9 protein-coding genes are annotated in these 12,591 nt (G+C 66.2%); 4 read left to right on the forward strand and 5 right to left on the reverse strand.

Features of this window, described 5'->3' with window-relative positions:
- Nucleotides 1-59 precede the first annotated feature (59 nt).
- From ACYVGK_RS04240 to ACYVGK_RS04255, 4 genes are all read right to left on the reverse strand, one after another.
- Nucleotides 60-1,442, reverse strand: coding sequence for a dihydrolipoamide acetyltransferase family protein (locus ACYVGK_RS04240; protein WP_460731984.1), 1,383 nt, complete (start codon nucleotides 1,440-1,442; stop codon nucleotides 60-62).
- A gap of 163 nt (nucleotides 1,443-1,605) precedes the next feature.
- Nucleotides 1,606-2,616, reverse strand: a complete 1,011-nt coding sequence (locus tag ACYVGK_RS04245) for an alpha-ketoacid dehydrogenase subunit beta (RefSeq protein ID WP_460732444.1) — start codon at nucleotides 2,614-2,616, stop codon at nucleotides 1,606-1,608.
- Nucleotides 2,617-2,630: 14 nt separating this feature from the next.
- Nucleotides 2,631-3,704 (reverse strand): pyruvate dehydrogenase (acetyl-transferring) E1 component subunit alpha, encoded by a 1,074-nt coding sequence (gene pdhA, locus ACYVGK_RS04250; RefSeq protein WP_460731985.1) that lies wholly within the window; start codon nucleotides 3,702-3,704, stop codon nucleotides 2,631-2,633.
- A 169-nt stretch (nucleotides 3,705-3,873) separates the two neighbouring features.
- A complete protein-coding gene (locus ACYVGK_RS04255; RefSeq protein ID WP_460731986.1) occupies nucleotides 3,874-7,536 on the reverse strand; it encodes a Calx-beta domain-containing protein in 3,663 nt (1,220 codons plus the stop codon).
- Nucleotides 7,537-7,721: 185 nt separating this feature from the next.
- Here ACYVGK_RS04255 and ACYVGK_RS04260 point away from each other — a divergent pair, with 185 nt between their 5' ends.
- The 3 genes from ACYVGK_RS04260 (at nucleotide 7,722) to ACYVGK_RS04270 (ending at nucleotide 10,766) form a co-directional block, all read left to right on the forward strand.
- Nucleotides 7,722-8,612, forward strand: a complete 891-nt coding sequence (locus ACYVGK_RS04260; protein WP_460731987.1) for a tryptophan 2,3-dioxygenase — start codon at nucleotides 7,722-7,724, stop codon at nucleotides 8,610-8,612.
- A 9-nt stretch (nucleotides 8,613-8,621) separates the two neighbouring features.
- Nucleotides 8,622-9,026: an NUDIX hydrolase gene (locus ACYVGK_RS04265; protein WP_460731988.1), complete on the forward strand. Its 405-nt coding sequence runs from the start codon at nucleotides 8,622-8,624 to the stop codon at nucleotides 9,024-9,026.
- 231 nt (nucleotides 9,027-9,257) lie between these two features.
- Complete coding sequence (locus ACYVGK_RS04270; RefSeq protein ID WP_460731989.1) at nucleotides 9,258-10,766, forward strand: peptide MFS transporter; 1,509 nt, start codon at nucleotides 9,258-9,260, stop codon at nucleotides 10,764-10,766.
- 68 nt (nucleotides 10,767-10,834) lie between these two features.
- On the opposite strand, the gene ACYVGK_RS04275 is transcribed toward ACYVGK_RS04270, so the two are convergent.
- Nucleotides 10,835-11,380 carry a MarR family winged helix-turn-helix transcriptional regulator gene (locus ACYVGK_RS04275; protein WP_460731990.1) on the reverse strand — a complete coding sequence of 182 codons (546 nt, stop codon included), beginning with the start codon at nucleotides 11,378-11,380 and terminating at the stop codon, nucleotides 10,835-10,837.
- Between the two features lie 75 nt (nucleotides 11,381-11,455).
- Here ACYVGK_RS04275 and hppD point away from each other — a divergent pair, with 75 nt between their 5' ends.
- On the forward strand, nucleotides 11,456-12,547 hold the full coding sequence (hppD, locus tag ACYVGK_RS04280; protein ID WP_460731991.1) for a 4-hydroxyphenylpyruvate dioxygenase: 1,092 nt from the start codon (nucleotides 11,456-11,458) through the stop codon (nucleotides 12,545-12,547).
- The last annotated feature ends 44 nt before the right edge of the window (nucleotides 12,548-12,591 follow it).

Below are 12,591 nucleotides of genomic sequence, written 5' to 3' on the forward strand. Positions count from 1 at the left end.
TCGACCCGCCGGCTCGTCAATTGTCGATGCCGCAGCGGCGGGTCGAGACCCGCGCTACGTCAGTTCGGCGATGCCATGTCGTCCAGCAGCGCCTTCAGGAAGCGCGCCGCTTCGCCGCCCGTGCAGGCGCGATGATCGAACGTCAGCGAGATCGGCATGCGGCGATGCACCTCGATGCCGCCGATGACCGCGACCACATCGTGCGACAGCTTGCCCGCGCCGATGATGGCCACGCACGGCGGTACCACTACCGGCGTCGCATAACGGCCGGCGAACATACCGAAGTTGGACAGCGAGATCGTGTAGCCGCTGAGTTCGCTGGGCGGAATCGAGCGGTCCTCGACCTGCGCGCGCAGGCGCTGGATCCCGGTGCGGATGCCGGCGCCATCGAGCATGTCGGCATTGCGCAGCGCGGGCACGAACAGGCCGTCGTCGGTATCCACGGCGATGCCCACGTCGACCTGCGGATGCATGGTGCGGGTGAGGTTCTCGCCGTCGAACCAGGCATTCAGCGCCGGCACGGTCTTGCATGCGACGACGATCGCGCGGACCAGGCGCGCGGTGATGTCCTGCTTGCCGATCCAGGCATGCAGGTCGGCGTCGTCGACCAGCGTGGTCGGGACGACCTTGCTGTGCGCATCGGCCATGACGCGCGCCATGTTGCGACGCACGCCCTTGAGCTGTTCGGGCTGGCCGGTGGCGGCAACGCCTGGCGGCTGCGTGCGCATCGGCTTGCCGGACTGCGACAGGGTGCTGCGGGCGGCCGGGGCCGGAGCAGCAACGGCGGCAGGCGCCGGAGCCGCGGCGCGGGCTGCAGGCGCAGCAGCGCCGATCTTCGCGCTGCCATCGGCGGCAGCACGCTTCACGTCATCCATCGTGACCACGCCATCGGCGCCGGTCGCGCGCACGCGGGCGATGTCGACGCCGAGCTTGCGCGCCTGCGCGCGCACGGCCGGCATCGCCTTGACGCCGCCGACCGCGACCGCGGCTTCGCTACGCACGGCGTCGGAACTCTGCATCGCGCCGACCACGGTGCCGCTGTCCTCGCGCGCTTCGCCTTTCGGTGCAGGCGTGCCGGCGGCGCTGATCGTGCCGCCGTCGTCGGAGGCGATGACCTTGTCGTCGTTGCTAGGCGCATGGCTGCCGGCGCCATGATGGTGGCCGGTGTCCTGGCCTTCCGCGCGCTGCGGCAGGTTCGGATCGATCTCGAACTCGGCCAGCATCTTGCCCGTGATGATCACATCGCCTGCGCCACCGGCGAGCTTGACCACCTTGCCCGACACCGGCGAGGGCACGTCGACCACGGCCTTCGCGGTTTCCATCGACACCAGGTTGTCGTCGAGGCGGATAGTGTCGCCGACCTTCACGTACCACTCGACGATGGTCGCGTCCGGGAGGCCTTCGCCGAGATCGGGGAGCAGGAACGTCTTGGTTGCCGTCATTGCAATGTCCGTTGTCTTGGTTTTGTAAAGCCGAGCCCGCTCGGCTCCGCTTGATTCTGCTTTGTAGAGCGGAGCTTGCTCCGCTGCTCTCGATCTTCGAGCGACCCCTTCACGAGAGTCGCCGAAAGCAGCCGAGCAAGCTCGGCTCTACAAAGAGCGTGGGTCAGCCCGCAGCCAGCGTACGCTTCGCCGCGGTCACGATGCGATCTACGCTCGGCAGGTACTTCATCTCCAGCCGGAACAGCGGAATGTGCGTGTCGTAACCGGTGACGCGCTCGACCGGTGCCAGCAGGTCGTACATCGATTCCTCGGCCAGGCGCGCGGCGATCTCCGCACCAAAGCCGGCAGTCTTCGGCGCTTCGTGCACGATCACGCAGCGACCGGTGCGGCTGACCGACTCGGCGATGGTGGCAAAGTCGAGCGGACGCAGCGTGGCGACGTCGATGACTTCGGCGCTGATGCCTTCGGCTGCGAGCTTCTCGGCGGCCTCAAGCGTTTCCTTCACCTGCGCGCCCCAGGTCACCAGGGTCACGTCGGTGCCGTCGCGTAGCACGTAGCACACGTCCAGCGGCAGGGCTTCGCCGTCGTCGGGCACGAGCTCCTTGTACTGGCGATAGATGCGCTTGGGTTCGAAGAAGATCACCGGATCCGGATCGCGGATCGCCGCCAGCAGCATGCCGTAGGCGCGTGCGGGCGAGGACGGCATGACTACGCGCAGCCCGGGCACGTTGGTGAAGATGGCTTCGTTGGCTTCGCTGTGGTGTTCCGGCGCACGGATGCCGCCACCCCACGGCACGCGCAGCACCATCGGGCAGTGCAGCCGACCGCGCGTGCGGTAACGCATGCGCGCGGCGTGGCAGACGATGAAGTCGACCATCGGATACATAAATCCATCGAACTGCGCTTCGGCCACGGGCTTCATGCCCTGCGACGCCATGCCCACGGTCAGGCCGGCGATGGTGGTTTCGTCGAGCGGGGTGTCGAGCACGCGTTCCGAACCGAACGTCTGCTGGAGGCCGGCGGTGGCACGGAACACGCCGCCGTTGACGCCGACGTCCTCGCCGAGCACGACGACGGCGTCGTCATGGCGCATCTCCCAGGCGAGTGCCTGCGTGATCGCTTCGATCAGCGTGATGGGCGTGGTGGTGGCGGAACTGGTATCGATCTGGGGCATGGTGTCGGCCTTGTTCACGAGCGGCCCTCCAGCGCGAGCGCGGCGGCGCGGTGCGCAGCGACGTCCGGCGGCATGTCGGCGTAGAGGTAATCGAACATCGCTTCGACCGGCTGCACCGGTGTGTTGAGGTAGGCGTTGATCTCTTCGTCGACGCGCTTGCCGCAATCCTCGGCCCAGGCCTTCTCTTCGGCTTCGCTCCACAGACCCTGCGCGGTGAGGAAGGTGCGCAGGCGCGTCACCGGATCGCGCGTCCAGGCGGCCTTCACTTCGTCGTCGTTGCGGTAACGGCGCGCATCGTCGGCGGTGGTGTGGTCGTGCAGGCGGTAGGTCATGAATTCGATGACGGTGCCGCCTTCGCCCTTGCGGGCGCGCTCGGTGGCGCGACGCATGCCTTCCATCACCGCGAACAGATCGTTGCCATCGACCTGCAGGCAGTACAGGCCACCGGCCAGGCCCTTCTGCGCCAGCGTCTGCGCACCGGTCTGAGCCGAGCGCGGCACCGAGATCGCCCAGCCGTTGTTGATCACGCACAGCACCAGCGGCGAGCTGTAGGCGCCGGCGGAATTCAACGCGGCGTAGAAGTCGGTCTTGGACGAACCGCCATCGCCGCAGCACGCCACGGCGATGCGGTCCTGCTTGCGCAGCTTGAACGACAGCGCCGCGCCGGCGGCCATCAGGCACTGTGTGGAAATCGGCACGCACCACGGATAGTCGTGCTTCGGGCCGGAGAAATCGTTGCCGCGTTCGTCGCCGCCCCAGTACAGCAGCACTTCGCGCGGCTTCACGCCGCGCATGAACTGCGCGCCGTATTCGCGATAGCTGGGTGCGAACACGTCTTCCGGCCGCGTCGATGCGCCGATGCCGACGTGGGTCGCCTCATGACCCAGGCACGCGGCGTAGGTGCCGAGCTTGCCGGTGCGCTGCAGGGCGATCGCCTTGGTGTCGAACACGCGCACGAACAGCATCTGCTTGAACAGCGGCAGCAGTGCTTTGACGTCGCCGAAGGCCGGCGGAAGTTCGCCGACGAGCTTGCCGTCGGGGCCGAGGTATTGCAGGTATTCGATTTCGTAGGTTGCGGCGATCGACATGCGTGGGTTCCTGACCGGCTCAATCTGGTTAGCCGCCCGATCATACCCGCCCCGTGTAAATGCCTTGTTGCGCAATGCGGCAAGACGGGGGCGCACGCACAAACAAAAAGCGCGGCCGGAGCCGCGCTTTCTGCACTTGCCTTTACGACGATTTTGAGCGGGTGCCCGCTCAGCGTCCGCCGATGCCGACGATGCGGTTGCGGTAGATCGAGGTGTTGTCCGCCGGAGCGGTTTCGATCGAATCCGAACCCGCGGCGGCCGTCAGCGTCAGGTACTGCGTCGCGTTGGGACGCCACGGCACCTTGACCTGCAGGTCGAAGTGCTGGTTGGCATTGACCGCCAGAAGCGAAGCCGCAGCGCAGTCCGCCTCGAAGTTACCGGCATCGACAGCCACCACATTGCAGGTCCAGCCCGCCGGCGCGGCGATCGCCACGTTGCCCGCCGGCGCGTCGCCGCGCAGCGTCATCGTGGCGTGCTGGGCCGTGTACGGGCCGGCATTGCGCAGGTCGATGGTGAACGCAGCCAGGTCGGCGGTGTGCAGCTTCTTCTCGGGGCCGGCGATGCGCACGGACAGGTCGGTGCGGGCGACCACGTCCAGCGACGCGGAGGCCTGGTCGTTGCCCGGCACGCGGTCCAGCGACAGCGTGTCGACCGCGGCCGCCAGCGACACCGTCGCGTGCGCCGTATCCGGCGTGGCTGCTGCGGTGATCGCGAACGCCGCGTCGGCGTCCTTGGCCACGGTGGTGGCATGACACGCAACCGACGTACGGCCGCTGTCGACCTGTGCTCCATCGCAATTCCAGCCGGCCGGAGCCGTGACGGTCATGGTCGGCAGCACCGCATCGAGAGCGAAGCCGACGCCCACCGATTCGGCCGCTTCCGGACCGTTGTTGTGCACGGTTGCGGTGAAGGCGATCGTGCCGTCGACCGGCACGGCGGCGCTGTCGGCCGATGCGCTGATGGCGAGATCGGCGACCGCACGCGGATCGAAGTACGCGATCACCGGGTCGTGATCGGCGGTACGGATCGGCGTGGTGACGTCGCTGCGGTTGGTCTCGGTGAAGTCGGCGTTGATGCGCGCATGGTCGATCGAGCTGGTGCGCGTGGTGACGACCAGTTCCTCGTTCACCAGCACGTGGTCCAGTGTCTGCGCATTGCCGTCGAACACGAACGAATAGCGCTCGCTCGGCGGAGCCAGTTCGCCCAGGTTGACCAGGTCAGGATTCACCAGGTCCGCGCCATCGCCCGGGACCACGGTCTGCTCGTCCGCCGTCGGCGTGCCGCTGACCACGTTCATGGCATCGGTGAGGCCGTCGTTGAACGCGAACGCGTTGAAGTCGCCCAGCGTGACGATGCGGGTTTCCGGCGAGGCGCTCTGGCGCTGCTGGATGTAGTTGGCGAGGAATTCGGCCTGGCGCTGACGCTTCACGCGGATGCGGTTGGCGTCGGCGGTGTCTTCCTCGGCACCACGCAGCGAACGCTGGTGCACGCCGATCACGGTGATCGGGAATGCACGACCGTCGGCGTAATGCACGATCGCATCGAGCGCCAGCGGCGGGCGGTCGTTGAGGATGCCGTTGCTGCCGTCCGGCTGCACCCAGGTCTCGTCCTTGCCGACCTGCGTGACCGACACGACTTCCACGCGCGGGACGTCATTGCCGACCGTGGCGGTCTTCACCAGCACACCGGTGTCGATGCCGCCCACGTCGTTGCCTTCCATCAGGTAGGCGACGTACTGCGGATCGGGCTGGCCGGCGGCGACGGCATCGCTGTTGATGCGGGCCGCGATGGCCTGCAGCACGTCGAGCTTCTCGATCTCGATCGCGACCAGCACGTCCGGCGTGTGCAGGTAGTCGCGGATGCCCAGCGAGGCCTTCTGCAGGCGCTTCTGGTAAGCCGCGGCGGTAGCGACGCTGTCATCGACGTTGGGATCGTTGATGTTGTCGAAGAAGCGTTCGAGGTTGTACGAAGCGACGGTGAATTCGTTGCCCGCCGGCATGCGTGCGGCACGCGGGCCCGGGCCAGGAATCACGTTGATGGCTACGGCCGGATCGCGATGCAGCGTGTAGCGACGGAAGCCGTAATCGAGCGGACCGGTCAGGCCTTCGATCACGCTGCCGGCGGGCAGGTTGAGCAGGTAGCTCGATCCGCCGAGCGTGTCGCTGTCGATGGTCAGGATTTCCGGATTGCCGTCCCAGCGCGGGATCGGCTGCGCGCCGGCGCCACCGGGGATCGCATCGCGCACGTCGAAGCCCGCTTCGCGGAACGGACGCGGCACGCCGGTCACGACGGCCTGGATGATGCCGTTGACGCTGCCGGTCGCATTGAACGGCGTGGCGTTGCCTTCGGTCGGGGCGATGGTGGTCAGGCTGGCGGCGGTGACGCGCATGCCTTCCATCGCTTCGAGCTGGTCGTAGCCGCCATCGGGCTTGCTCATCTCGGCGGTGATCGGCGTGGGCGAGGGCAGGGCGTTGCCGGTCGAGAGCAGCGCGACCGTCGGGCTGCCACCGATTTCGGTCAGCGGACGCTGGCCGGGATCGGACGGCGGCACGAATTCGAACACGGTGCCACGCACACGCACGCGGTTGCCCACGGCTGCGGCGGCTGGCGGGGTGCTGCCGGTGTAGACGAACACGCCTTCCGAGGTCGACGGATCGGTATCGGCGTCCGCATCGCTGGCCTGCAGGAAGAAGCCGGTGCCCTTGCGGCCGGTCACGATGCCGGTGGTGGTGACGAACTGGCTCACCAGCGGCGAGGTGACGCCCGCGCCCTGGATGTCGTGGATCGGGGTGACGACGAAATCGTCGTTGCGCAGCGTCGCGATGCCCTGGCCATCGGCGACGACCGCACCGGTGACGTTGACGATGTCGAGGCTGAAGGTCTCGTCGGCTTCCGGCGTGGTATCGCCGATGCCATCGATGGAAACCGTTACCGAGGTCTCGCCGGCCGGGATCGTGACCGTCGACGTCGTCGCGGTGTAATCGCTGCCCGCAGCGGCGGTGCCGTCGTGGGTCGTGTATTCGATCACCACGCCGCTGGCGCCAGCCGACTTGTCCAGGGTGAAGGTGAAGAACAGCGGCGTGGCGCCGGCATCGCCTTCATCGGCGCTGGTATCGCTTACTTCCAGCGACGGCGGTCCACCCACCGGGCCGTGCACGGCCAGCGAGAAATCGTCGATGCCCAGGCCATCGTCGGAGCTGCTGATGTCGAAGTCGGTCCAGCGGATCCAGATCGTCGCGCCTGCCGGCAGCGAGAATCCGTCGAGCGTGGTCGCCAAGGCAGTGCGATTGCCTGCGGCGTTGCCGTCGCGGTTGCCTACTGTGCCGCCCAGGCCCGGCGTGGCGAAGTCGAGCGCGTCGATGTCGGTCCAGCTGCCGTCGGCGAGGCTGGTCGCGTTGAGGCTGTACTGGAAGTCGATGCGGTCCGCGGCGGTGCGGCTGCTGACGCCGAAGCGCCATTCCTCGCCGGTGTAGGCAAGGTCCAGCGCGCTGACCGCAGCGCCGGTGTTGTTGGTGAAGCAGGCGCCCCAACTCGGTACCAGGCTGCCGCTGCGCAATGCGCCCAACGCGCGTTCGCTGCTGGCGGCGGCGCCGAAGCTATAGGTATCGCCGGCAGTGCTGCTGCCAGTGCCGGCAGCGTACTGGCCGTTGGCGTTCGTGCCGGTCTCGCGGATGGCCCAGCCGGCCGGCAGAGCCGCCGATGTGCCGCTGTTCGCGAGCGAATTGAAGTCCTGTGAATAGACCGTGCTGGTGATGCTGATGCAGTCTGCGTGCGCGACGCCCGCAAGCGCCATCGTCAGCACTGCGGACACGCCGCGTGCAACTGGTTTCATGCTGCTTTCCCCTCGTGGATGCGCCGGGTCCGGCCCCAGATCGGCGCGTGGTTTGCCCCTGACGGGGGCAAAGATATAACCATTATCCATGAGCGCATTTCCCTGGTGTGACGCGGGTGGGCCCGACCTCCCGGTCGGGATGGGGCGATGCGGTACCCTTTGCGCCCCGCATACGCTCCACCGCCATGACCGTCGACAAGAACCAGCGCGATCTCGAATCCGGCATCCACACCGATCTTTCCGGCCGGATCAGCTACGGCGGCTACCTGCGCCTGGATCGCCTACTGTCGGCGCAGAGCCCGTTGTCGAATCCGCCGCACCACGACGAGATGCTCTTCATCGTGCAGCACCAGGTCTCTGAGCTGTGGATGAAACTGATGATCCACGAGCTGGGCGCCGCGATCGCGTACCTGCGCGACGACCAGGTGTGGCAGTGCCGCAAGGTGCTGGCGCGCTGCAAGCGCGTGCTCGATCAGCTGACCGGGATGTGGTCGGTGCTGGAGACGCTGACCCCGTCCGAATACATGGAGTTCCGCGACGTGCTTGGCCCCTCGTCGGGCTTCCAGTCGCTGCAATACCGCACCATCGAATTCCTGCTCGGCAACAAGAACGCGCAGATGCTCAAGGTGTTCGCGCACGACCAAGACGGCCACGCCGCACTGAAGGGCGCACTGGAATCGCCGAGCCTGTACGACGAATTCCTGATCTATCTCGCGCGCTGGGGTCACGACGTGCCGGCCGCGCAGCGCGAACGCGACTGGTCGAAGCCGCACGTGTCCGATGCCGGATTGGTGCAGGTGTTCGAGAAGATCTACGAAGACACGAACACCTACTGGCGCGAATACGCGCTGTGCGAAGACCTGGTCGACCTGGAAACACAGTTCCAGCTGTGGCGCTTCCGCCACATGCGCACGGTGCTGCGCATCATCGGCTTCAAGCGCGGTACCGGGGGCTCGTCCGGCGTGGGCTTCCTCAAGCAGGCGCTGGAACTGACGTTCTTCCCTGAACTTTTCGAAGTGCGCACCGCGATCGGCCCCGGCGTCAGTTACGGCGCGCCGGAATCGCCGGCCGGCTGACGCCGACACATGACCGGCACGATCCACGACTGCGTGGGGGCGCTGCTGGTCCGAAACGGCCGCGTACTGCTGGGACACCGCGCCAGCGACCGCGATTGGCTGGCCGATGCCTGGGATGTGTTCGGCGGCCATATCGAAGCGGGCGAGACCTCGCTGGCTGCGCTGCAACGCGAACTGGCGGAGGAGCTGGGCATTGTGCCGATCGAGCCGCGTCCTCTGGCTGCGATTGGCGGCGAATGCCCCGAACCTTGGCGGCTGCAGCTGTACGTGGTGACCGCCTGGCACGGCGAGGCCGACAATCGTCAGCCGGAGGAACATGCGGAAATCCGCTGGTGTACGCTGACGGAAGCGCAGGAGCGGCTGGCCACGGCGCATCCGGATTTTCCGCGTCTGCTGGCGCAAGTAATGGCCTGATGCGGAGGGCACGCCCCGCGCCGAATTCCCTTGCGCAGCAGGCAATTAGACCGGGAGCGCGGTATTGGTAGATCCCGGCAGTACTGCGGCGAATGCGTGGCTGAACAAATGTCTGCTGCAATGCAACAACCAGAAATCGGGTTTGACGCGCGCTAGGGCCGTCGGTGATCCTCGCCCGTCCCGCGCATGGCGCGGCTGTGTTTCCTGAATAAAACGACGGGGGAAAACCGCATGAGCGGTGCCGCAAATACGACAACGCCGGGCGCTTCAATCCCGGAATTCAAGCAGGTGATGGGTCATCCGCGTCCGCTGTGGATGCTCTTCATGTCCGAGTTCTGGGAGCGCTTCGCGTTCTACGGCATCCGCTGGGCGATGGTGCTGTACATCGTGGCTCAGTTCCATAACGGCGACGCCAGCGGCGAGAAGCCGGCGAGCGAGCTGTACGGCGCCTACCTCGCGCTGGTTTACGCGGGTGCGATCTTCGGCGGCTATATCGCCGACAAGCTGATCGGCTATCAGCGTTCGATCCTGCTCGGTGCCGTGATCATGGCCGCCGGTCTGTTCATGATCGCCATTCCGAGCGAGCAGATCTTCAAGCTCGGCTTGGCCACGATCATCGTCGGCAACGGCATGTTCAAGCCGATCATCTCGACCCTGGTCGGCAAGGTCTACGCGCAGGGCGATGAGCGCCGCGATTCGGGCTTCACCATCTTCTACATGGGCATCAACCTGGGCGCGATGGTCTCGCCGGTCATCACCCAGTTGCTGGCGCAGAAGATCTTCGGCACCGACGCGATGCCGGCCTACAAGATGGTGTTCATCGCTGCGGGCGTGGGCATGCTGCTGAGCCTGGTGTGGTTCTGGTTCGGTCGCGGCCAGCTCAAGGGCATCGGCGCCGCCGATGCGCAGACTGGCAGCATGGGCCGCCTGGCTGCGGTGGCGCTCGTGGGTCTCGCCGTGGGCGTGCCGATGTTCTACTTCCTGCTCACGATCAAGGCGCAGGTGCTTCAAGCCATCCTGATGACGCTGTTCATCGTGCCGGCGGTGCTGCTGCTGATCGAGGGCATCCGCGAAGGCCACGTCGCCCGCGACAAGGTCATCGCGATGCTGCTGATCTTCGCGTTCAACGTGCTGTTCTGGTGCTTCTTCGAGCAGGCCGGCAGTTCGTTCAACTTCCTCGCCGAGAAGATCGTCAATCGCGACCTCAGCGGTTGGGAATTCCCCACCGCGTGGTTCCAGTCGGTGAACTCGGTGGCGATCATCACCATCGCGCCGGTCATGGCGTGGATGTGGGTGCGGATGGGCAAGATGAATCCGTCGATCCCGCGCAAGTTCGGTCTCGGCCTGGTCTTCAACGGCCTCGCGTTCCTGCTGCTGATGTTCGCGCTGACCAAGCTCGTCGATCCGCAGACGCTGAAGATCCCGTTCTGGACGCTCACCATGGTCTACGTGATCCAGTCGGTGGGCGAGCTGTGCCTATCGCCGATCGGTCTGTCGATGACCACCAAGCTCGCGCCGGGTCGCCTGGCCGGCCTGTCGATGGGCTGCTGGTTCCTGTCGATCGCGATCGGCAACAACCTGGCCGGCATCTTCGCCGGCGAGGCCAGCGGCGAAGGCGGCCTGACCACTGCATCGGCGCTGACCGCCTACACCACCGGTTTCTATCTGCTGGCCGGTTCGGGCGTCCTGCTGTTCCTGATCGCACCGCTGATCCAGCGCCTGATGCACGGCGTGAAGTAACGCCCACGTCAGCAGCGACATGAAAACGGCGGCCCCAGGGCCGCCGTTTTCGTTTCCGGGCGATGCCGTCAGTCGCGCGGCAAGGGCATGTCCGGTTCGACATCCATCTGCGCCACGCCCTCCTGGAGTTTCTGCATCAGCCGTTCGAGCTGGGCGCGTTCGTCGGCGTCCAGGTGCGTGAGCAGGCGGCGTTCGTATTCCAGCGCCAGCGGCACGACTTCGTCGTAGATGCCGTAGCCATCGTTGCTCAGTTCCAGCACGGAGCGGCGGCGGTCGTCATCGTGGGTATCACGCGCGAGTAGGCCGCGCTCCAGCAGGCGCGCCACGGCGCGGCTCACCGCGACCTTGTCCATCGCCGTGCGTGCGGCGACGCCATTGGCCGACAGGCCCGGATAGCGGCCCAGCACGGCGATCACCCGCCATTCGGTGACGCTCAGGCCGAAACGGCGTGCATACGCTCCGGCGATGGTCTGGCTGACGCGGTTGGACAGGATGCTCAGCCGGTACGGCAGGAAGCGGTCCAGCTCCCAATGGGCGTGTTCCTTCAGGGGTGCGGACGAAAGGTCGCCCGGACCGGGTGCGGCTTTGCTATCGTGGCTTGTTGTTGGTTTCATATGAAACTATAGTGTCCCTGGCGATGCCCGCAGCCGCGGGCCAAGTAGCGCCCCACGTTATCAGGAGTCCCCGTCATGAGCGCCCAGCCCAACCTCGGCATGCAGGTCACCACGTTCGAGAATCCGCTCGGCATCAACGGCTTCGAATTCGTCGAATTCGCCGCGCCCGCAGGACAGGGCGAGATGCTGCACCACTACTTCCGCAATATGGGTTTCACCGCGGTGCTGCGCCACAAGTCGCGCCCGATCACGGTGTACCGTCAGGGCGGGGTCAACTTCCTGGTCAACGAAGACCCGAACAGCTTCGCCGCCGAGTTCGCGCGCAAGCACGGTCCTAGCGCCTGCGGCTTCGCGATCCGTTTCCAGAAGCCGGCGAGCGTGGTGTTCGACACCGTCGTCAACAATGGCGGCGAAGCGGTCGGCGAGCTGGCCGAGACCAAGGCGGTGGATGCGCCGGTGGTGAAGGGTATCGGCGACTGCATGCTCTATCTGGTCGACCGCTACGGCGACAACGGCAGCATGTACGAGGATTACCTGCCGATCCCGGGCGTCGCGCAGAATCCGGTCGGCTTCGGTCTGACCTTCATCGACCACCTCACCCACAACCTCTTCTTCGGCAACATGCAGAAGTGGTCGGACTACTACGAGCGGTTGTTCAACTTCCGCGAGATCCGCTACTTCGACATCAAGGGCGCCAAGACTGGCCTGGTCTCCAAGGCGATGACCGCGCCGGACGGCGTCGTGCGCATTCCGCTCAACGAATCGTCCGATCCGAAGTCGCAGATCAACGAATACCTCGATGCCTACAAGGGCGAGGGCATCCAGCACATCGCCTGCTTCACCGACAACATCTACGAGACGGTGGAAGCGATGCGCGCGCAGGGTGTGGAGTTCCTCGATACGCCCGACACCTATTTCGACGTGATCGACCAGCGCGTGCCGAACCACGGCGAGGACGTCGCGCGCCTGGCGAAGAACAAGATCCTGATCGACGCGGACGCCGAGACCAAGGAGCGCAAGCTGCTGCAGATCTTCACCCAGAACGCGATCGGCCCGATCTTCTTCGAGATCATCCAGCGCAAGGGCAACGAAGGCTTCGGCGAAGGCAATTTCCAGGCGCTGTTCGAGAGCATCGAGCGCGACCAGATGCGCCGCGGCGTGCTTTAAGCTCTGCTTCAAGCCCCTCTCCCCTCGGCGCCCGCAGGGTGTCC

Source organism: Lysobacter tyrosinilyticus (assembly GCF_054779815.1).

Coding starts and splice junctions, on each gene's coding strand:
- ACYVGK_RS04265 (WP_460731988.1), top strand. CDS start 8,622: ATGACCGGCACGATCCACGACTGCGTGGGGGCGCTGCTGGTCCGAAAC.
- ACYVGK_RS04245 (WP_460732444.1), bottom strand. CDS start 2,616: ATGCCCCAGATCGATACCAGTTCCGCCACCACCACGCCCATCACGCTG.
- ACYVGK_RS04270 (WP_460731989.1), top strand. CDS start 9,258: ATGAGCGGTGCCGCAAATACGACAACGCCGGGCGCTTCAATCCCGGAA.
- ACYVGK_RS04275 (WP_460731990.1), bottom strand. CDS start 11,380: ATGAAACCAACAACAAGCCACGATAGCAAAGCCGCACCCGGTCCGGGC.
- ACYVGK_RS04260 (WP_460731987.1), top strand. CDS start 7,722: ATGACCGTCGACAAGAACCAGCGCGATCTCGAATCCGGCATCCACACC.
- ACYVGK_RS04255 (WP_460731986.1), bottom strand. CDS start 7,536: ATGAAACCAGTTGCACGCGGCGTGTCCGCAGTGCTGACGATGGCGCTT.
- hppD (WP_460731991.1), top strand. CDS start 11,456: ATGAGCGCCCAGCCCAACCTCGGCATGCAGGTCACCACGTTCGAGAAT.
- pdhA (WP_460731985.1), bottom strand. CDS start 3,704: ATGTCGATCGCCGCAACCTACGAAATCGAATACCTGCAATACCTCGGC.
- ACYVGK_RS04240 (WP_460731984.1), bottom strand. CDS start 1,442: ATGACGGCAACCAAGACGTTCCTGCTCCCCGATCTCGGCGAAGGCCTC.